This is a genomic window from Robiginitalea insularis, from assembly GCF_052497835.1.
Map to the genome: position 1 here is coordinate 1,461,817 of NZ_CP199296.1, position 19,133 is coordinate 1,480,949.

The following is a 19,133-nucleotide window of genomic DNA, read 5'->3' on the forward strand; positions in this document are numbered from 1 at the left end:
CTTCATTTACTCTTTAAATTCATCTTCTATCAACCTAAGCGTAGTTTCTATATCTCGTTGAGCTCCAACAGCGTGCCTGTTAGGAAGCAGGTATGCAAGATTATGCAATGTTTTTATCCTGAAGCGTATTTTTCGGTCCGATCTGAGTTTATCAGCATCAAATATTTTCAAAGGTTCAAACCAATTCATCTCTTCCAAATGATCTTCAAATATCAGGAGACATTCATCTGCCGCCTTTTTATACTCCTCAAGCTCAATATAATATCTTGGGTATGCTACCTCGTATAAATGCGTTAATTGAATCCTGAGCGAATCATTTTGGATGATCTTCACCCCAACCTGCTTTAAGGTTTCATAAGTTCCCTGATTGGCGAGAAACCTGGATCTTAATAATGACCGGCTTATAAAATAGGAAAGGCTATTGGAAAAATAGGGGACACTGTCATTGTAATTTTCTTTCCCATCGATCCACTCAATAAATGCATTCTGGCATCGCAGTATTTCATTTTGTAAATCTATGCTTGCCTCAACCTTAGCCAGGTCGCCTTTTAAGTTGTTTCTGATTTCTGTCAGCAAGTCACGCTCAAGCTGCCTCTCTTTTTTATCCTGGTTCCAATTGTCGATCTGCAAAGCGATTAAAATTCCAACAACCACCAGCAGAACTTCCCCAGCCGCATACAGCAGGTATTTGCTGACCTTGTTATCAGTTAAAAGGCGTTGACGGATTCGCCGGAAAAAACGGAGCATATACTTGGTAGTTGATTCTTCAAATTACAAAATAGGCCATTTATATAAACTAAGCCTTTCTAAATGGACTTCTATCATTTACTCCATACTGTCTAATTCTTCTTCTATCATCCTTGTAAGGGTTAAGCGACTCTGCCTGCCAAGCTCATGCAGGTTAATTTGTTCTGTCCGGTTGGAAATCATGGTTCTTAAGATGTGCTTATACGCGGGTGACTCTCTGAGCTGCTCATAATCCAGGGGCTTCATGGAGCCGGAAAACTTATAGGAATCAAACCAGTTAACCAGCAAAGGCGCAACGGTACCGTTGAAGTATTCTTCCTGACGATCGGAAAACCTTTCAAGAAAAGTCCATTCATAAATATCTCCCAGTTTTTTGCGAATTGAATCATTTGAAATTAAATGCAAACCATAGGATTTTAAACTCTCATAGGCGTCGTTTGTCAGGGAGGGGTGAAACCAGAACAGGGCTTTGGAAAAATGAAAATCCAAAGAATCATGATACGTTTGGGAAGACTCTAAATAACTTAAGATAAGTTGTGACGATTGCCTTGCTTTTTTGTTTTCATCGATTGCCCTGTCCAGGTATTGGATGTTGTTTTGAATTGAAGTATGGAGCTCCCAAAGCATTTTTTGTTCAAACCGTCTCTCTTTCCTGTCCTCATTCCAATTGTTGACCTGCAGGGCAACCAAAATCCCAAGGACCACAAGGATAACCTCCCCAACGGCGTACAAGAGGTATTTGCTGAACTTGTTATTGGTCAGGAGGCGTTTGCGAAATCGTCGGAATAATTTTAACATGCTCTTTAACGCTAATGGCTTATGATACCCTGCTTCAGATACAGCTCAAGTTTCCTGGTTATTTGATTCATACTATAAAGATCATTATTGACCCCGGCATTAGTTCGTGCTAATTTCTGCCTCAATTTCCCTGAGAACATTTTCAGCCATACTCCTGCCTTTGATGGCTCCTGTCCTTCGCCAACTGGCATTATTCCTGACCTTCCTCAGCCGGACAACCAGGGCGGGATCATTCTTTATAAAAGCAACCGGGTTCGCTAAACCTGGAATGTCGCTCATAAGAAAATTATAGGTGTCCCTGATGTAATCATTTAAATCATCAAGACTTGAATTAACCAATTCCCCATCACTCCCAAAGTGCCATTCAAGAGCACTGTAATAATCGCTCAGCAGGTTTTTCAATTTTTGGTTCTTAAGCTGGGAATAGGAACCGGTGCTCTTAAATTCCTCCATGGCATAATCATGTATTATCATTGAGCGAGGCCTGTTTATCCATGTAAAGGTTGCCTGGAAAAAGTCCAGGTTAAATGTATCGGGGATGGCACTATTCCAGATCCGCTGACTTTTCAGTTTTCCCGGGCCAGCATTTGCATCAGCGGTATCAATTTGGATGAGTTTTAGCAACTGTTGCAATGATTCATACCGGAATTCATTATTGATTTCGATCTCAACCAGGAGTTCATCATCCTTTTTTATGGCATCCGCAAGGTTTGCGAGATTTAACTCTATTTCGGCACGATTGATTTTCGCTTCATTCCAGTTATTAATTTGCAGGGCTATCAATATCCCGACAACAACCAGTACCACTTCCCCAATGGCATACAGCAGGTATTTGCTCACCTTGTTGTCGGTAAGCAATCGGTGGCGGAGTTGACGGAGAAAGGGGATCATTGGTCGATTTGGTTCAGTTCTTCATTGATGAGTTGTAGTACTCTTTGGGTTTCAGACAATGCATGGACAGTTTCTTCTTTCATCCAATCACAATTAAAATGGTAATCCTTAAGGACGGAGTATAACCGGACTGACTCGAACAATGAATTGTAATCAAATGGTTTCAGGGAATATTTCCTGTTCTGATAAAATAACCCCCCCACAACCTCTTTATAGTACGGATTAAATCCAACAAATGTATTATCGACAGAAATCAATATACGATAGGTAGTTTCGAATAATTGAAGAATATCGTTTTTTAATACCTTATTTAAAATTAGGCTAAAACCGCTACTTTTCAGGGCTTCATACCCTACCGTGGAAATCACGTCGGCTCCTCCATAACCGTTTACCGCGCGTGAAAAGTGAACCCCCAAAGAATCATTATAAGGCAGCTTCGATTCAAGCACTTCCATTATTATTTCACCGGACTCCAAAGCGCCATTAAAATAATTCACTCTATCTTCTAGAATAGTAACATCGTTTTCCAGAGTCTGCTTGAGTGCAAATAAGACTTCCTTTTCCAGAACCCTGTCTTTCCTCCCTTCATTCCAATTGTTGACCTGAAGCGCAATCAAAATCCCAATCACGACAAGCAAAATCTCCCCAACAGCATACAGGAAGTACCTGCTGAATCGGTTTTCAGCAAGGAATTTCTGACGGAGCTGTCGGAAGAAGCGGAACATGGTTTGGTTGGTTGTTGCTCCTCCCAAGGTACGGAAATAATTAAATCAAAAAGGGTCTGCTGAAAATCCCCAAGGATAGATTTTGGGCTATGAAAGCCCGGAAGGAGATAAAAAGGAGATGGCCCTTGGCAACACCCGAATGGTAGCCGGCAGTTGGCCCACGTACTCCCCATCCGCCTCGATACTGCAGGGCTCATTGCTATGCAACGATATCTCCCTGGCATTTTGGTAATGCACCTGCTGATGGGTTATTTTTACTCCTTTTTTTAGCCTTCCCAGATTTTTCAGATAGTCCCAAATACTTAAATCCCCGAAAATGGCCAGCTGTAACTGCCCGTCTGAAAGGTTCGCGTCTGGAGCAATACAGAGGGCATTGCCAAAATAACGGCCATTGGCTATGGCCATCTGTAATAGCCTGCCCTTCCATTCCCAGTCGCTGCCATTGCACAGGACTTCCTTTTTATTGTATTGAAAAAACCCTTTCAGGATATGCCAGAAATAATTGAAGGCCGGTCCGAAGACACTTTTGGATTGTGCCATGGATTGCACCACTTCGGCCCCAAGCCCAACCCCCGCTATATTGATAAAGTAGCGGGTTTCCCGGGTCTGATGTAGGATTATTTTTCCGAGGTCTGTTTTTTGGATGCTTTTAGATTTAATCATTCCCATAAGGTCTTCAATGGAATTTGTGATCCGGGCTGTCCTCGCAAAATCATTCCCTGAGCCACAGGGTAGCAGCCCCAGGGTTGGATATAAATTTGAGGGCAGGTTGCTTTGAAAAACCCCATTGATAACCTCGTGCAGGGTGCCGTCGCCCCCAACGGCAATGAGGTAATCGCAGTTGTTTTCAGCAGCCTGTTTGGCAAGTTGGATAGCGTGTTTTTTGCGCAGTGTTAACAAAAATTGCGCGCTGCCCGGGCTCACTTTTTGGCAATACAGTTCCACCCTCCTGAGATAGGCCATGCGGTTTTTCCTGTTGTTGACTATAAAGACAATCTTCATTGCGGACGGAGAATTGTGGAACCGGATCTCAATTTATCAGATAGCTGCCCTCAAGCAGGTTTTTTCAATTCACCCTGTATGATTTGAAGAACTCTTTTAACTTCTTCAAGGCTATCCTCAATTGATTGGTTATACCAATTCCTGGAATTCTTAATAGTGCGTAACCAACTATAGTAAATCTCATCCTCCATTAAAAGTTCAGAATCAAATGGTGCAAAATCGAAACCATTCTCCCTGAGAAAGTATTTCTGGCGTAACCTGACCAATTCCATGTTGAATTCCATGATTCTGGCCTTTCTGGCCAGGGGCAATTGAACCGTCTCCTCAAAAAGATAGATAATTTCCTTCCTCAGCTCCTTGTTAAGGATAATCTCAACCCCTGCCTGTTTTAAGGACTCATACCCGACAAAAGAGATCATGCTGCCGGGGTCTTCCACAGCCAGGGACCAACCGAAGTGCTTGTTAAGCGAATCGTTATAGGGCAGTTTGTTTTCTATGGTATTGATTACAATATCACTAGCTCTTTCACAATATTCATTCGCATCTATATGGACCTGCATTTTCTGAATGGTAGCCTCCAGGCTTTCGGCCATATTTTGCAAGATTTCTTTCTCAACAATCCTTTCCTTGCGGTACTCATTCCAATTATTAATACTCAAAGCAATCAAAATCCCGATAACCACTAATATTATCTCCCCAACCGCATACAGCAGGTATTTATTGAATTTATTGTCGGTTAGCAGACGGTGTCGGAGTTGGCGGAAGAAGCGAAGCATGGGGTTTGGTTGGTAAACTACCCTTAAATATAGAACATAAAGTCATACAGTCCTGGCAAAGGCCTTGAAGGCTGCTTTCCTCTAGAAACTCCGGATGATGGTTTGGGTAAGGGCAGGACGCTTCATTGAAGGGTTTAGACTACGCTCAATAAAGAGAATACTTAATACAAGGTTCTTTATTGCTGTAATAAACGTAATCCACTGAAAATAAATAAAATAAAGCCTTCGAATGGTTAAATATTGAGTACCTTTTAAGGAACAACAACCTAAAACCAATAATTATGAAACGAATTTTATGTGCACTGGTATCAGTGCTGGTATTCGGGTCCGCTTTCGGACAAACAAATCCCAATTGGGAGTATTACCGGACCATGCGCTGGAAGGCCAAACCCGGACAGGCAGAAAACTTTAAAAAAGCCGCAGCCAAGAAAACCAAGATGTTCAACAACACGCCGGAGACAGCCATGGTAACCTACCAGATCATGACCGGCTCGGACCAGGGGAAATTTGAGCGGGTATACGTTAACAAAACCCTCGCCCAACTGTATAGTGAGAACCCCCAGGAATTGGAGTATTGGGGTAAAAACGTTTCGCAATACGCGGAAGAACCCAGCGGCGCCAAAGTTTGGTGGCGGATAAAGGGCTGGAGTGTTAATTGGGACCCTACTACAGCCACTCCTAGCAAGTACATGGACGTACAATCCCTGGTCATTAAAGATGGGCATGGGGCTGACTTCAGACGGGCTATGAACCGGAGGATGTCGATTATGAAGGAGCACAGTACCCGCCAAATGGCAGTTTTCAAATTGAGCTCGGGGGGGCAGTCTATGGAATTCAGGATCATTACCTTTTTTGATGACCCTATGAAGGCCATGGGGGAATGGAAATCAGAAGATTTTAATTACCAGGATGCCTATAACGAAAAATATGGATATGATGCCCGCGATACAGACAGGGCAGCCTTTTCCAATGCCATTGAAATTTATGGAAATGCGATAGAGACCCACAAACTGGTGCCTGAGATGTCTTTTATGGGCAACTAAGTGCCTTTAATATTCTAAAGAAAACCCGCCAAAAAGCGGGTTTTCGTGTTTAGGTGAACCGGTATACTGCAAACGCAACCTATTATTAGAACCCGTTTTTGAGACAATTGTGTCAGGCCCGGGGTTTTGCCAGTCCATAACTTATTTTTTTCCAGATATACTCCAGCGGCCCCTGGGAATGCCTTTTTAACCATAGATAACTCAAGCCTGTTTGAAAAACAAACAGCAACAGGGCTATCAGGAAGGTTTGCCCCCGGGTCACTTTCCCGAATAATTGGAGGAAGGGGGTACAGTGGTAAAACAAAGTCACGTAAAAAACCGATTGCAGGATGTAGTTGCTCAGGGCAGTCCTCCCCACGGGTTTAAAAAACCGCAAGACCTTTTTGATTTTGGGGTGTTGGTAGGAGCGGATAAACAGGCTGATATAAAACAGGCTGTGCAGGACCATGCCGCCGGCAAGTACGAAGGGCACCCAAAGCAGAGGAAGGTCCAGTTCAATTTCCCCAACCATTATTTTGTGGTAGAAATAGCTGGCCAGTAATCCGATAGTCCCACCAAGAATGATAAAATAGAATGATAGTTTGCGGGCTTTTTTGGAAAGCCGGAAGAAATCCAGCTTGCCCAGCAGTAGCCCCACCAGCATATTGCCGAAGGTAAAGACGAAAGTAATAGGGATGTCTTTCAGGAAATTGCTCCAGGGGTTCATGGTGTAATTAATGCTCAGGTACCTGAGGAAGGAGGGGGTAATGGGGTACTCCGCATCCAGGGCGTAGTCGTAGTCGTAGATGCGCCATCCCAGGGCGTCGTTTCCTATAAAAAAGATACCGGTTAGCAGTACATTGAAAACAATGGCGAGGATAAACAATTTCTTTACGGACCAATGGCGAACCAACAACAGGAATACACCTCCCAGGGCATAGGTCATAATGATATCCCCGTTCCAGATGCCATAGGAGTGGATCAGCCCGATTAGGAAGAGCAACCCCATGCGGACCAGGAAATAACTCCTGAAGTTGATCTTTTTTTCTTCCGCCCGGGAGAGTTGTATATAAAAGCCGAAACCAAATAGAATTGAAAAGGCTGTAATGAATTTCTGGGAGATCAGGAAATGGGATAAAAAGGTCAATAGCTCATCCCAGTGTCCTGTTATGGTATCCGGCCCGGCAACCGGGATGTTGGCCAACAATACCCCCAGCAATGCGAATCCCCTCAGGGCATCCACAGCTTCTATTCGGGCCCCTTTAGATATAGGTTGTAGTTTCATAATCGTATGGTTTAAAGATTCTTTTAAACAATGACGTAATGATACAAAGGCTGCTACAGTAAGGAAGCGGTTTTGATGTCCTGAAAACAGGATTCAGGACATTACTCATGCCGAAAATTTCCCGGGCTGCTCCCAGTGTGTTTTTTGAAGGCTGCATACATGGCAGAACGCGACTTGAATCCGGACTCCATCCCAATACCCTCCACTGAGAGGTGGTTGAAGGCGGGATCCTTTAACATGGATAGGGCAGCCTCTACCCTGAAGTTGTTTATCCATTCGGCAAAATTATTCCCGATGTTTTGGTTGATACACCTGGAGACCAGACGGGGCGAAACATCCATGGCCCTGGCCAGGTCGTACAAAGTGAGGTCCTGACGCAGGAAAATCTTACTGGAGGCTACATAGGAAGTCAGTTCCTTTTCCAGTTCCGTATCAGGATGGGGTACTGATGGTTCAGCGATTGAATCTGTTTTGTTTGCCCCGGTTGGTCCCGCGATATATTCCAGCAGATTCTTTTGCTGATATGCCTTGAAGCTGATGTAGTAAATAAAGGCAATTATGAAAATCCAGGTAAGGGAGGCAAATACAGATGGCCCTTTACCGCCCGCGGCAATCCGGGTCAATTCCAGCCCCCAGAGCAGCACAACAGGAATGATACCCAGTACAAAATGCCAGAGCCAGCGTATTTGCAACATATCCAAATCGGAATAGTTGTTTTTGACCAGGGCTTTGTATTTCCCGATTTCACGTATGGAGATTGTAATAGACGCAATAGTCAGAAAGAAGGCATAGTACTGCATGATCATAAAAACAAGCTCAATGCTATGGAAATCAAATGCCTCATGAAGGTTTTTGCCTTTAAAAAGAAAAAGAAGCACACTGAAAGGCGTAATACAGAGAAAACCAAATGCAAGCAGATAATGGACCTTCAGAAAGCGATGGTAGCGGGTGGATTGCCCCAGTTTCTCCAGCACATAGTGTAAAAAGAGAACCGGTAGCAGCAGTTTTGCCTCGGGCAGGGTGAAGTAGCCGTTTGTGGAGTATCCGCCAAGGTCCTTCAAAGGCACATTGGTAAATGCCTCCACCACAAAAGCGAACATAAAAACCCCAAGCAGGTTATTGGCTGGGCTGCTTCGTTTCCGGGAAAAAATAAAAAGGGACCCCAGCAGTACCCCCTGCAGGATAACGGCCCAAATTAGGGTGTTTACAATTAGCTCCATGAAATGGGAAGTCACATCTTAAAAATACCAGCAGCCCTCATCAAATACAAATTTGATTGGAATGTAAAGATCATGAATATTTTTTAAGCGGTTCAGCCCTAAAATCCTCAGGTAGTTTTGTGGCGAGTCCTCAGGGGGTTGATGAGGTTTTGCCTTAAAACGACATCCAATTACCAGATTGGCAAACGGCAGGGTATGATTGCGAAGCGGATTTTAGTATCTTGGCTATAGGATGGACTTTAAAAATTATTTTGAGGAGCTCAAAAGGCGGAAGGTTATCAAGGCAGCTATTGCCTACGGGGCCGTGGCATGGGTGCTTATTGAAGTAGCCTCGGCCGTGTTGCCCGCTTTTGATGCGCCCCCGGTGGTGCTCAAAGCACTGATCATCCTGCTGGCTCTTGGGTTTTTTGTTATGCTGGTTTTTTCCTGGGTGTATGATGTAACCCCGGAAGGGATCCGAAAAACTGATGATCTGGACGATGGCCATGAAATGTCCCGCATCAAAAACAGACGGCTCAACTGGGTGTTGATTACATTCTTGTCTGTTGCAGTTATCCTCTTGCTCTACAACCAATTCAGGCGATCAACTAATCATAATCCTGATACTTCCGGGGAAGTAGCCCTCGCGGAACCCACTTCGGCCTCCATTGCCGTCCTCCCCTTTAAGAACTGGAGCGGGGACCCTTCCCTGGAATATGTGAGCGATGGGATGGCGGATGAGATCTCCACCAAGCTGGAACGTATAGATGCAGTGGAAAAAGTGATCCCCTTTGTGGATATGCTGAAATTTAAGACAATGGATATCAGCCTCCGCTCCCTTTGCGATACCCTGGGGGTACAATATGTTTTGGATGGAAGTGTACAGATCTCGGGCGACCAGATACGGGTTCGGGTACAATTGCTGAACGGGCAGGCCAATGACTATGTATGGTCCGATGATTTCACGGGTAACTGGAACACCAATGACCTTTTTAGTATACAGGCTAAAGTTGCTGAGAATGTGCTCAGGAGGCTTACCGACAACCTGGATGCGGAGGAGCAAACCTACCTGGATTATATGTCCACGGATAATATGGAGGCCTATACCTATTATTTAAAAGGGGTCCACCAGGCCAACAAAGCTTCGGCAGATGGGATCAGGCAGGCAATAGCCAACTTACAGACCGCGGTAGAGCAGGATCCGGGTTTTGTGGAGGCCTGGATCAACCTTGGGTCGGTTTGGATGAACAGCGGCCTGTATTTTGGGATTTACCCGGAGCAGGAAGCCTGGCAGAACGCAAAAAAAGCCTATCAGCAGGTTATAGAAAGGGCCTCGGGCAAAACAGAATACCTTAAAGTCTTTGTGGAGGGCAACCTGTTATGGTATTCTTATTTGTATGACTGGAACTTTATGGGGGTTGAGCAAGCGTACAAAACAGAAGTGGAAGACGAATCCCTGAAGACCTTGTTTGAGGTACAAACCGGCCGCTATGAGGAGGCCCTTGAGACCAATAAAAGGATTACCAAATATTTTACAGACCGGGGGGACATCCCTTTTGGACGCACGGTGGGCTATCGGGCCATGACGCTTTATTACCTGGGCCGCTATGGGGAGGCAAAAGATAAACTCGAGGAATACGCAGATTTGCTCTGGGACGACCCTACCTACCTGATGGAGTCTGCCAAATGGTATTATTACCTGGGGGCTTACCCGGAATCCCGTAAATCCCTGGAGCATCTGAGAGAAGACTTTAAAGACGAATCCCCTATTGTCTGGTTCCTGACTGCCGCTTATGCCCACGACGCTTCTGACGAACAACAACTCCAGACAGCCCTAACCGAACTACAACAAAAATACGAAGCCCAGAAATCCGGCTCCCCGGCCTGGAACCTTGCCCTTTACTACGCCCATGTCGGGGATTACAATACCTGCCTGGATTGGCTGCAGCGCTCCTATGATCGACACGAGATCGAAATGATCTGGCTGCGGGCCGAACCCTTGCTGGCCCCTATCCGCAACAACCCCCGCTACCTTGCCATGTATAAGGGGGTAGAGTATCCTGTGCCGCCATTGGGGGTTCCGGAAGGAGAGGCAAGAAAGATAAACTAGTTTCCCGGGTTATTTCTTCAGTAATACGAATTTTCAAAAAGGCATTTACAACTTCACCCTGCTGATCTCTACCCCCTGTGGCATGGAAACGCCGGCTTCGGCCTCGGCGGTAATAAAGAATTCAGTGCCTTTAAAGGAGGTAACGGTTTCCAGTTCGGAGTCTTCCCCGTTTTCGTTGTAGAGGGCGCCCAGGTTTTTGATACCGTTCTCCTCGGTCACTAACCAAACCACAAAGGCCGTGGCATCGCTTTTAACCCGCTCCGGGCTGGCCAGATATTTGGCTTTAACAGAAATCTCGTTGTTGTCATTGTTATTGGTCTTCTGCTTTACCTTGATTTCCGCAGCGGGCACAATATCCGATACTGGGAAAGTTTTGGTTGTGGCGCATGAGGCCAGGAATATAAAAAGGAGTAGTAAAATTGCTTTAGGTTTCATTTTCAATTGCATTTAATCGTTCTTCTAATAAGATAAAGAAATTTTGGAAGAGAGGATTTTAGAACTATCTGAAAACAGTAGTGGCTACTATTTCTTGTGATATGTGAGCTCCCTCAACATCTCCACCGTCTCCCCCTTGATGATCCAGGAAACCCCAAAGGGGATCAGGGCCATTACTTCCATCCAGAAAACAAAGTTCCGGATGTTTGCCCCTGTAATGAAGTAGAGGAACAAAGTCCCGACAGCCACCCAGGTAATGATACCGCAGCTGCGGTATAGTTTTACCTGCCAGCAGTCCTTGTTGGGGATGTCCCGGGTAAATTTGTAGAAAGACATCCAGCCCATAAGTGCTACAAAGATCCCGGCTGCGACCAGGTGAATCGTATCGGCTGTGTTGTTTAAATGCCCGCTTAAAGGGAAGAGGCCGCTGCGGCAGATGGCATCAATATCGCCATTCCCGCTCCCGTTACAGGCGGTGGGGACCAGCACCAAGGCTAACACCGCCAGGCCGGCGAAGTTGGTAAGCCAGTCGTCATTGATGTAGTCTTTTTCCCCGAAGGCCCTGGCCGAAAACCCCTTATAGGAGATCAGGAAGAGCCCCAGGGATGAGAGGACGATTATAAAATACAAAGAAGGGGCCGTGAGGTAGTAATAATGACTGATGGAAGAAAGCACTTCGCCTCCGGTGAGGGCCGGCAACACAAAGGGGATGGAGATCCCCAGGAAGCCGATCAGCTTGCGGATGCGGAAGTCGGAATGCCGGAGTTGGTCGGACACAGCTTGCTTTTTTAGTTATAAAAAGATATGTAAGAGATATCCATAAGATAATGATAACTTATGTTTTGCGGCTATATAAAAACCATAGGATCATTAAGGTTCCTCCACAGTAGCAGAGGCAACGCCTTCAAGTCCGTCCAATGGCAAAAAAAACCAGGCTGTAAGGAGCCATCCATTGTGGTTCCCAACATCCTGGTTCTTAAAATGCAGTGCTTACTGCAGGGAAGCTGTTACTCCTTCAGGTATACCAGGCGCTCCAGCCTTTTCAGCTCCTTGTCGTCCACATACTTGCCAATTTCGGTTCGGAACTGTGCCATACTGGTGTAAGGGCGGTATTCTTCAAATTCGTGGGCCATACGGTCGCCTACACCCGGCAGCGCCTTGATGTCTGCCTCCGTAGCCGAATTGAGTTCCACGGGGACAAAGACGTAGTTTTCGTATCGCGCTACCTCGTCCTCGTCCACATATTTCCCGATTTCCCTTCTGAATTGCTGTATGCTGCTATAGGGCCGGTACTCCTCAAATTCGTGGGCCATACGGTCGCCTACCCCGGGAATCATTTTAAAGTCTGCCTCAGGGGTGGTGTTGAGGTTGAAGGGGACAAATACCTTTTTGTAGAGTTCAGACTTGTTTTCGATCTCGCCCAAAATGGAATCCAATTCGTTCATACTTAGAAAAGGGCGGGCGCTCAAAATTTGAGTTACGGTTTCGGCAGTCAGCCCAATCCCGCCCAGTTCGGCTTCAGTGGCCAGGTTAGCATTCAGCACGGCAGGGGACCCCATGCTTTCCGGGGTGGCCGCAGCTTCTGTGGCCGTTTTTTCAGTGGTTTCTGCTTCGCTTTCTTTTTCTTTGGTTTCCTTACAGCCAACAACGGCCAGGCCTAAGAAGGCACATAACAGCAATAGGGTACTTGATTTTCTCATGTTCTTGGTTTTAATAGTAGTATATATGAATATCCGATTAATGCCAGTACAATCATGCTGGCCGGAGCCAGGGCCGGCAGGGCGCCCGACAAACTTTCTATAAACAGATCCCAGGGCCTGGCCCCGGGGGTCATTTCCTGTTCAAATTCATAGTTGGCCACCAGGTGCAAATAAGTGCCGTAGATCCCGCTAATAGCCATCAGGCCGAGGACTGATTTTAAAATTCCCAGGATGAGGCGCGTCTGATTAAAAAATAGGACCAACACCAGCAAGATTGCGGCTGCTATGCAGAAGATGGGAATCAGTTGTTGGGTGTCTTCGTAATGCCCCAGCAGGTACAGCTCCATCAGGATGCCGCAGGTCATAAAGAAAAATGCCGTCGTGATGACGCCCTTTAACGGAAGACCTTTCGCGTTGCTCATTTTACCTGCATTGGAGACCAAAAATAATCAGGCAGGGCGGATAATAAAAATTATTTAGAAAAATTCTAAATAGAATTTAAAAGGTATTAGAACAATCAATGAGACGTCCATTTTAATAAGTATTTTAACTTAGAAAAGATAAGTTGGGGATATCCAACAGATAAGTAAACCTTATCTTTTCGCTTATAAAAAACCAAAGAAGTCCTTGGGTTTTCCTGCCATTTCGCAACCCAGGCCCTTCTCCTTTATCTAATTAAAAAAACTTCATGAAAAAGCTGGTTACAGTACTGTTTGTCCTTTCAAGCCTGGTCTATTCCTGTTCTAATTCCATTGACCCACTGCAGGTGGAAACCTGGCGCCTTGCCAGCACTTTTGCCTATATGACCGGGACAGAGGCAAGTGCTGAAGAACTGGGTATTGACGAACAGATCTACTTTGAAGAGGGGGGACGTTTTATAAAATCTCGCGAACGCGATAATGAAACCAACAGCGTTGAAGGGGTCTGGCAGGAAATGAGCCGAAACGGGCAAAACGGCCTTTTGGTGAACTATCCGGAAAACAGCCCGCTGGTCTTTAATTGCTTCGGCAGCCCGGAAGAATTCTATTTTGTACGGGAGGGGATACTGATACAGGATGGGGCCACCCCCTGTGACGGGCCGGAGTACCGTTATCTTGCCGTGGACTAAGTTTTGGCAAAAGACAAAACAAAAAAAGCCCGGCACTAAGGCCAGGCTTTATGATTAAGTGGTCTCGGGAGCCCGCTTAATAAACAATATATCCTTCACCCGCATTGGAATAAGTGCCTGCGCCTGTAGATGGATCAAAGAAAAATGCTGTAGTAGCCAGGTTAAATTCCCCTGAAGCACCTTCAAAGCGCCCGGAGCCTCCGGTTACAACGTAATCTACGGAAGGTCCGTTAAAGGAAGTGGACTCGAAGTCAATTTCATCACCATTGGCAGCTGTTATGGTACCGGCAATAAAATTAACCGGGCTGGCCAGGTCTGCATCCACGTTGGTACACCAGACTAGAGAAACCTCGAAAAGGCCTATATGGGAAGCATTTCCAATACCGGAAAGTAATATCCCAATGGGTTTATCTTCATCGGGGCAATTTTCGGCAGATGGGCCGATAGCCTGAAACGCTCCTGAACTGTTGATTTTCCAGGGCCGTTGCTGACTGTTTTTTACCGAAACTGCATTGAGTTCTTCTCCCTGAATAAGCTCATCAGACAAATTTTCCTGTGTACAGGAAAAAAATAGCAAAAGCACACCCGCAAGGGCCATGGTGCCAACTGCTCTGATGGTTGATAGAATACTGGTTTTCATATTATATTGGTTTAAAGATTACGCGCTATTGGGGAAACTCGGATAGCACCAACAAGGCATTGCTTCAAATGCATTGAGATATAGGAGGGGAACAAAATTGCGGATTGATTTCAGGGAAGAAAAAGGTACAATTATTATTTGATATTCAAGGGGTTGCGACAAATTATTTTGGGATTGGCTTTTTGTTTGCAGAGGGAAATGTTTCGTAAGAATAATAAGACTACTTAGTAAGTAAGGCAACACCTGCAAGACATGATAGAAACCTCTTAAAAACTGAATAATCTTGTATCCCTGAAAAAAATATACCCGGCCTTTTGGCCGGGTATTGATTTTAAGGTGATGGGCGAACTACTCTTAATAGGTGATTTCTCCGACCAGCTCCCAGAAAGATCCGTCCGGGCCAAAAGTGGCGTCTACGAAATCCATATGACCCGATGCCCCGGCAAACCTGCCGGTTCCCCCATCGATGGTTATGGCGTGTTCAAACCCGGCTGATCCTCCAAAGTTTCCGGTGGTGTAGTCTATTTGGGTAACGCCATCCTCGTCTACAAAGGTGTTGGGGAAGTTAATGGTCACCTGTTCGGTGGTTTCAAAATAGTCCCCGTTGGCCGCCACATAAAATACCTTATAAACCGTAAAGAGTTGGTTAAAGGTTTCCAGGTTGATTTCACAGCTTATAGGCACGCCAAAGCTGCCCGAAAGCCGTTCTCCGGTAACCGGATCTGAAATACCTTCCTGCAGGCTTCCCAGATGGGTCATATGGCCACTGATCGTATTACGGGTAAGCGGGAATTGAAATTCCTGGGGAAAACAGATCAGCGTCTCTTCGGGGAGTTCGTTTGGATCCGGAAAGTTGACTAACCGGCCGGAGATTTTCTTGGTAACCTTTTTGGCCTGGCTTGCTTTGGCCGCCTGTAGGTTCAGGTTATCCGCCTCGTTCAGGTCTGAATTCACGGACTCCTGTGTACAGGAAAAAAAGAGTGCCAGCAGGCCCATTAGTGCCAGCCCGCACAGTGTTTTAAATTGGTGTGGTTTCATTGTTTTCATGCTATTGTGGTTTAATGGGTTACGCTTTAACGGGGGAACCCAGATAGCAGAAAACACGGTATCCTATTAAGATGCGTTGAATTAAGGGGGGATTATATCAGGATATGGTATTGAATCATTTTAAGATACGATTATTAATTGATAACCAGCCAATTAAAGGGAGTTCTTTTTAATTAGCATCAGAATCATCCCTTTTCTGCAAATCGCACCAGTTGCCAATAGGGAGGCACATAGCCCTGTTCCCTTTCAAAAGCTGCCGCCCTTAAAGCCGTTTGTTCTTTTAGTTGTTGAAACCGGGAAACAAAATCATTGTTTTTTAAAGCCGTAACCGCACTCATTCCTTCCGGGATAATCCCTTCTTTCCCGAAAGTTGTCTGTAAAAAGGAATAGGCCTTCAATACCCTGGCTACCGGGAGCAGCCAGATGTTGTAATCGATTTGTTCCCCTGAATTGGCCCGCTCGATCAGCGCATCCATTACGGCATTGTCCAGGTGGTCTTTAAAAAGGGTCTGCTGGTCGCGCCATTCGGCTACCACGCTAAGCATAGGGTCATACTCCAGATCTGAGGGCATCTGTGTTACAAAATGTTCCACCCCAAAGCTGTGCAGCCAGTTAATGATCCCGTCAGAAGATATGGTTGACGGGTACTCCCACAGGGGCATTCCGAATTGCTTATAGGCAAAGGACCCCACCTCTGAGCAGAACATGGCGGAAGGATCAAAATAATCCATTTTAAAATCATAGGGGATATGCCGGGAACGGGATTCTTCATACATATAGGCGGCAGCCTGGTGCGGGAGCATCGGGTTAGCCCTGAGTGCTTCCAGGTTGGCTCTGGGGCGCATCACCATAAACCGCAGTTTTTTGTCTTTTAAGTATTGTTCTTTGCTGGCAATGGCAACCCCTTTTTCAATATGCGCTTCCACGAAGGCGGGTTCCCCGCTATCAGCATCTATATAGACCAGGGCAACATGTGAAAAATTACCCGGGTAATCATTTCCCCTTGAGATAAATGCAGATACCTCCGCCCCCCCACGGCTTACCAGCAAGTCCCCGCTGTGGACCTCAATCCCGAGGATATTTGCAGATGGGGTAACCGAAGGCTCTTTGGAGACATACTGGGTGGCATTAAACTCTTCTGGCGTAGATTGCAGCATAATTTCTTCCACCCCGGCTCGAACGCCATACAGCACCCTATAGGCCTGCTGCCGGGCTGCTGCCTGGCCCATATCCCAGTTTTGGGAATCGGATTTGAGTTTTTTGCGCAATCGGTTATAGAAGCCGATATACCAATCAGATTTGTGCTGCTGTGCAGCTATAAGCGGTGCGACCCGGAAAAAGCGATCCAGTACCAGGGGATAAAAGGGGTCTTTCGGGGCCATTGTTTCATGGGAATGGTTATTAACGATACTGTCCAATTCGAGAGTCATTTGGGTTACCAGGGTATCCAGATCCGCACTGTCCATATTCCTGCCCCTGACAAAGGTTTCTTCCAGCTGCTCCCAAAGGGCATCCTGATCCCATACAAACGGGGATTCAGCAGCCAGTTGCAATTCGTCCTCAGCTTCAGGAAAGGGGATCAGGAGCAGGCAATAGAGCCCTGCCAGTGCAAGGATAATCTTCAACAGTTTTTTCATTTCGGGTAGTTGGCCGGGCAAGCGCCCATTACTGCAAGATAGGGATACTTCCGCTGTCTTGTATTCTCACCTTAATATATTGGCCGGGCCGAAAGGTAAATGTAATTGAAATCCCTCATAACCAAAACATTACAGATAAATTTTGTAACTTACAGGAAAGCCAATAGCCTTATGAAAACTACCTTTCCATTACTTTTGGCCGGCGCTTTTATTTGCCTCACTGCCTGCCGTGAAAAACCCAAAGATATCCCGGAAGCCAACCCTGAACCAGTAAACAGGCTCAGTGCTGCCGACTACGCCCAAATGGGCCAAAAGAAACTGTACATAGACTGGGAATACGAAGCCGCCAAAGAAGCCCTTCTAAAGGCTGTGGAATTAAACCCTGAGGATGCCCTTTCCCATGCTAACCTTGCCTGGTACTGGATGCTCGAAGGCAAAAAAGAGGCTTCCCTTGACGAAATCCAAAAAGCCCGGGAGGCTGCACCTGATAACCCGCTCTGGGCACAGTGGCATGGTTGGCTCTGCTATTTTTACGATGACTTTGAATGCGCAGAAAGGGAACTGAAAGCCTCCATTGCCATGCAACCTCAGCAGCGGGACGCCTATTTTACGCTTGGGCGGATGCATTACCGGAACGGCAATACCAAAGAAGCCCTTAAATGGCTGGACCGGGCCGCAGAGGATTCCACCGGGCGGGTAGCCCGCGCCATGTACTGGATCATCAGCGGAGACAGCCTGAAGGCAAGGAAACTGGTAAATGAAATTAAAGCCAATCCTGAGAGCTTTGAGCGGATGGTACTGGTCCCTTTGCAAAATATGCTGGGCCAGCGGGATTCCGCCCTGGCCTGGCTGGAACAAAACTACAAACTCCGCCAGCCGCTTTTACCCTGGCTCCGTTTTATGCCGATTATGCGCCCCTTCCATGGAGATGCTCGTTTTGAAGCACTGGTAGAAAAGATCGGGAAGCCCTGAATCTATTCGATTATCACAAACCCGTCCAGCAGGGTGCGGTATTTAGCCAGGCAGGTACTATCCTTCCCAACCATAACCCAGCGGTTTTCGGCAGGGGCACTTCTAATCAGCACTTCCCCCGGAGCAAGGATGTTTATCCCGGCAATATTTTCTGCTTCAAAATTCCAGTATATTTCCCGGGGTTCTTCGGTACTGTTGTAAACGAGATTCCAGAAAAGGAATGGGTGAATGCTATCAGTAGGATTCCCTGGCGCATCACAGGGCATCAGAAGGCTTTGTTTTAACCCGAAATTTTCCAAATCCGGGATCAACTCTGCGAACCCCTTCCCTTCATTGATTTGTTTAAGCTCCGCCCAGATCAGTATCTGTAACATCTGGAAGCGGGCAGTCTGCCCGCTGAAATCGTGCTGGTACCTCCTGAAAATCTGCAGGCGGTTCCTATAGGCCGTATTGGTGTAATAGAAACTTTTCCGGGCCTCCCAGGCCGTTGAATCTACCTCGAAAAGCCAGTTGTATTCAGCTAAATCCTCCAGGTTCTGTTGTTCCAGCGCTTCCAATTTCGAGGCTCCTGTAACCAGGAAGGCATCCCGGATGGATTTCAGGGTTCGGATGCGCTGCAATACCTTTTTGTAACGCTCCGGGAAAATGCGCTCCTGGTCCAGGATGGCCTGTATGCTTTCATCCCAGTAGAAACCTGTGAAATCCACAAACGATAATGGGTTGGTAACCCGGGAAGGGCCGGCAACCTCCGGAATATTTTTGTCCAGGATGTAATTCTGGATGCTGTCCCTGTTAAGATAGGGGTCCAGCAGGAACCCGTAACTATCAAAGCGATTTTCAATCGAAGCTGCAAGGTCCTGCATTACCCTGAGGGCTTCCTGTTCCCGTACCCGCTGCTCATTCCAATTGTTTACTTGCAGTGCGATCAAAATCCCGATCACCACCAGCAGGATTTCGCCAATGGCGTACAAAAAGTATTTGCTAAGCTGGTTGTTGTTCATAAGTTGTCTTCTGAAGTTGCGTAAAACAGGAATCATAG

General features: G+C 46.2%; 20 protein-coding genes. 4 read left to right on the forward strand and 16 right to left on the reverse strand.

The features are described 5' to 3' along the window. Positions 1 to 6: 6 nt before the first annotated feature. The 6 genes from ACT6NV_RS06670 to ACT6NV_RS06695 form a co-directional block, all read right to left on the reverse strand. On the reverse strand, positions 7 to 747 hold the full coding sequence (locus tag ACT6NV_RS06670) for a DUF6090 family protein (protein WP_445386478.1): 741 nt from the start codon (positions 745 to 747) through the stop codon (positions 7 to 9). A gap of 78 nt (positions 748 to 825) precedes the next feature. Further along, entirely contained in the window at positions 826 to 1,545 is a 720-nt protein-coding gene (locus ACT6NV_RS06675) for a DUF6090 family protein (protein WP_445386479.1), read from the reverse strand. 99 nt (positions 1,546 to 1,644) lie between these two features. Then, complete coding sequence (locus tag ACT6NV_RS06680; RefSeq protein ID WP_445386480.1) at positions 1,645 to 2,436, reverse strand: DUF6090 family protein; 792 nt, start codon at positions 2,434 to 2,436, stop codon at positions 1,645 to 1,647. Then, the gene (locus ACT6NV_RS06685; RefSeq protein ID WP_445386481.1) at positions 2,433 to 3,161 is read right to left on the reverse strand and encodes a DUF6090 family protein; all 729 of its coding nucleotides are present in this window, start codon (positions 3,159 to 3,161) and stop codon (positions 2,433 to 2,435) included. The genes ACT6NV_RS06680 and ACT6NV_RS06685 overlap by 4 nt, the downstream gene beginning before the upstream one ends. Before the next feature lie 87 nt (positions 3,162 to 3,248). Then, entirely contained in the window at positions 3,249 to 4,163 is a 915-nt protein-coding gene (locus tag ACT6NV_RS06690; protein WP_445386482.1) for a diacylglycerol/lipid kinase family protein, read from the reverse strand. Between the two features lie 50 nt (positions 4,164 to 4,213). Then, entirely contained in the window at positions 4,214 to 4,939 is a 726-nt protein-coding gene (locus ACT6NV_RS06695) for a DUF6090 family protein (protein WP_445386483.1), read from the reverse strand. Between the two features lie 281 nt (positions 4,940 to 5,220). On the opposite strand from ACT6NV_RS06695, the gene ACT6NV_RS06700 reads away from it, so the two are divergent. After that, on the forward strand, positions 5,221 to 5,982 hold the full coding sequence (locus ACT6NV_RS06700; protein ID WP_445386484.1) for a hypothetical protein: 762 nt from the start codon (positions 5,221 to 5,223) through the stop codon (positions 5,980 to 5,982). Positions 5,983 to 6,094: 112 nt separating this feature from the next. On the opposite strand, the gene ACT6NV_RS06705 is transcribed toward ACT6NV_RS06700, so the two are convergent. Next, positions 6,095 to 7,246 (reverse strand): DUF418 domain-containing protein, encoded by a 1,152-nt coding sequence (locus ACT6NV_RS06705; RefSeq protein ID WP_445386485.1) that lies wholly within the window; start codon positions 7,244 to 7,246, stop codon positions 6,095 to 6,097. Positions 7,247 to 7,347: 101 nt separating this feature from the next. Continuing rightward, positions 7,348 to 8,466: a helix-turn-helix domain-containing protein gene (locus tag ACT6NV_RS06710; RefSeq protein WP_445386486.1), complete on the reverse strand. Its 1,119-nt coding sequence runs from the start codon at positions 8,464 to 8,466 to the stop codon at positions 7,348 to 7,350. 232 nt (positions 8,467 to 8,698) lie between these two features. On the opposite strand from ACT6NV_RS06710, the gene ACT6NV_RS06715 reads away from it, so the two are divergent. After that, a complete protein-coding gene (locus ACT6NV_RS06715) occupies positions 8,699 to 10,555 on the forward strand; it encodes a TPR end-of-group domain-containing protein (protein WP_445386487.1) in 1,857 nt (618 codons plus the stop codon). A gap of 45 nt (positions 10,556 to 10,600) precedes the next feature. Here ACT6NV_RS06715 and ACT6NV_RS06720 read toward each other — a convergent pair whose 3' ends face one another. The 4 genes from ACT6NV_RS06720 to ACT6NV_RS06735 form a co-directional block, all read right to left on the reverse strand. Beyond that, positions 10,601 to 10,990 (reverse strand): hypothetical protein, encoded by a 390-nt coding sequence (locus ACT6NV_RS06720; RefSeq protein ID WP_445386488.1) that lies wholly within the window; start codon positions 10,988 to 10,990, stop codon positions 10,601 to 10,603. Between the two features lie 87 nt (positions 10,991 to 11,077). Next, positions 11,078 to 11,767, reverse strand: a complete 690-nt coding sequence (locus ACT6NV_RS06725) for a hypothetical protein (RefSeq protein WP_445386489.1) — start codon at positions 11,765 to 11,767, stop codon at positions 11,078 to 11,080. Between the two features lie 230 nt (positions 11,768 to 11,997). Then, positions 11,998 to 12,690 carry a hypothetical protein gene (locus tag ACT6NV_RS06730; RefSeq protein ID WP_445386490.1) on the reverse strand — a complete coding sequence of 231 codons (693 nt, stop codon included), beginning with the start codon at positions 12,688 to 12,690 and terminating at the stop codon, positions 11,998 to 12,000. Continuing rightward, complete coding sequence (locus tag ACT6NV_RS06735) at positions 12,687 to 13,112, reverse strand: hypothetical protein (protein ID WP_445386491.1); 426 nt, start codon at positions 13,110 to 13,112, stop codon at positions 12,687 to 12,689. Before ACT6NV_RS06735 ends, ACT6NV_RS06730 begins: the two co-directional genes overlap by 4 nt. A gap of 266 nt (positions 13,113 to 13,378) precedes the next feature. Between ACT6NV_RS06735 and ACT6NV_RS06740 the strand changes: the two genes are divergently transcribed. Next, a complete protein-coding gene (locus tag ACT6NV_RS06740; RefSeq protein ID WP_445386492.1) occupies positions 13,379 to 13,798 on the forward strand; it encodes a hypothetical protein in 420 nt (139 codons plus the stop codon). Positions 13,799 to 13,874: 76 nt separating this feature from the next. Here the strand turns inward: ACT6NV_RS06740 and ACT6NV_RS06745 are convergent, their stop codons facing one another. The 3 genes from ACT6NV_RS06745 to ACT6NV_RS06755 form a co-directional block, all read right to left on the reverse strand. Next, on the reverse strand, positions 13,875 to 14,438 hold the full coding sequence (locus ACT6NV_RS06745) for a hypothetical protein (protein ID WP_445386493.1): 564 nt from the start codon (positions 14,436 to 14,438) through the stop codon (positions 13,875 to 13,877). A 354-nt stretch (positions 14,439 to 14,792) separates the two neighbouring features. After that, on the reverse strand, positions 14,793 to 15,485 hold the full coding sequence (locus ACT6NV_RS06750; RefSeq protein WP_445386494.1) for a hypothetical protein: 693 nt from the start codon (positions 15,483 to 15,485) through the stop codon (positions 14,793 to 14,795). Positions 15,486 to 15,670: 185 nt separating this feature from the next. After that, positions 15,671 to 17,122, reverse strand: a complete 1,452-nt coding sequence (locus tag ACT6NV_RS06755) for a YiiX/YebB-like N1pC/P60 family cysteine hydrolase (protein WP_445386495.1) — start codon at positions 17,120 to 17,122, stop codon at positions 15,671 to 15,673. 171 nt (positions 17,123 to 17,293) lie between these two features. On the opposite strand from ACT6NV_RS06755, the gene ACT6NV_RS06760 reads away from it, so the two are divergent. Then, entirely contained in the window at positions 17,294 to 18,094 is an 801-nt protein-coding gene (locus tag ACT6NV_RS06760) for a tetratricopeptide repeat protein (protein WP_445386496.1), read from the forward strand. Between the two features lie 2 nt (positions 18,095 to 18,096). Here the strand turns inward: ACT6NV_RS06760 and ACT6NV_RS06765 are convergent, their stop codons facing one another. Next, positions 18,097 to 19,131: a DUF6090 family protein gene (locus ACT6NV_RS06765; protein ID WP_445386497.1), complete on the reverse strand. Its 1,035-nt coding sequence runs from the start codon at positions 19,129 to 19,131 to the stop codon at positions 18,097 to 18,099. Positions 19,132 to 19,133: the final 2 nt, after the last annotated feature.

Coding starts and splice junctions, on each gene's coding strand:
- ACT6NV_RS06670 (WP_445386478.1), bottom strand. CDS start 747: ATGCTCCGTTTTTTCCGGCGAATCCGTCAACGCCTTTTAACTGATAAC.
- ACT6NV_RS06675 (WP_445386479.1), bottom strand. CDS start 1,545: ATGTTAAAATTATTCCGACGATTTCGCAAACGCCTCCTGACCAATAAC.
- ACT6NV_RS06680 (WP_445386480.1), bottom strand. CDS start 2,436: ATGATCCCCTTTCTCCGTCAACTCCGCCACCGATTGCTTACCGACAAC.
- ACT6NV_RS06685 (WP_445386481.1), bottom strand. CDS start 3,161: ATGTTCCGCTTCTTCCGACAGCTCCGTCAGAAATTCCTTGCTGAAAAC.
- ACT6NV_RS06690 (WP_445386482.1), bottom strand. CDS start 4,163: ATGAAGATTGTCTTTATAGTCAACAACAGGAAAAACCGCATGGCCTAT.
- ACT6NV_RS06695 (WP_445386483.1), bottom strand. CDS start 4,939: ATGCTTCGCTTCTTCCGCCAACTCCGACACCGTCTGCTAACCGACAAT.
- ACT6NV_RS06700 (WP_445386484.1), top strand. CDS start 5,221: ATGAAACGAATTTTATGTGCACTGGTATCAGTGCTGGTATTCGGGTCC.
- ACT6NV_RS06705 (WP_445386485.1), bottom strand. CDS start 7,246: ATGAAACTACAACCTATATCTAAAGGGGCCCGAATAGAAGCTGTGGAT.
- ACT6NV_RS06710 (WP_445386486.1), bottom strand. CDS start 8,466: ATGGAGCTAATTGTAAACACCCTAATTTGGGCCGTTATCCTGCAGGGG.
- ACT6NV_RS06715 (WP_445386487.1), top strand. CDS start 8,699: ATGGACTTTAAAAATTATTTTGAGGAGCTCAAAAGGCGGAAGGTTATC.
- ACT6NV_RS06720 (WP_445386488.1), bottom strand. CDS start 10,990: ATGAAACCTAAAGCAATTTTACTACTCCTTTTTATATTCCTGGCCTCA.
- ACT6NV_RS06730 (WP_445386490.1), bottom strand. CDS start 12,690: ATGAGAAAATCAAGTACCCTATTGCTGTTATGTGCCTTCTTAGGCCTG.
- ACT6NV_RS06735 (WP_445386491.1), bottom strand. CDS start 13,112: ATGAGCAACGCGAAAGGTCTTCCGTTAAAGGGCGTCATCACGACGGCA.
- ACT6NV_RS06740 (WP_445386492.1), top strand. CDS start 13,379: ATGAAAAAGCTGGTTACAGTACTGTTTGTCCTTTCAAGCCTGGTCTAT.
- ACT6NV_RS06745 (WP_445386493.1), bottom strand. CDS start 14,438: ATGAAAACCAGTATTCTATCAACCATCAGAGCAGTTGGCACCATGGCC.
- ACT6NV_RS06750 (WP_445386494.1), bottom strand. CDS start 15,485: ATGAAAACAATGAAACCACACCAATTTAAAACACTGTGCGGGCTGGCA.
- ACT6NV_RS06755 (WP_445386495.1), bottom strand. CDS start 17,122: ATGAAAAAACTGTTGAAGATTATCCTTGCACTGGCAGGGCTCTATTGC.
- ACT6NV_RS06760 (WP_445386496.1), top strand. CDS start 17,294: ATGAAAACTACCTTTCCATTACTTTTGGCCGGCGCTTTTATTTGCCTC.
- ACT6NV_RS06765 (WP_445386497.1), bottom strand. CDS start 19,131: ATGATTCCTGTTTTACGCAACTTCAGAAGACAACTTATGAACAACAAC.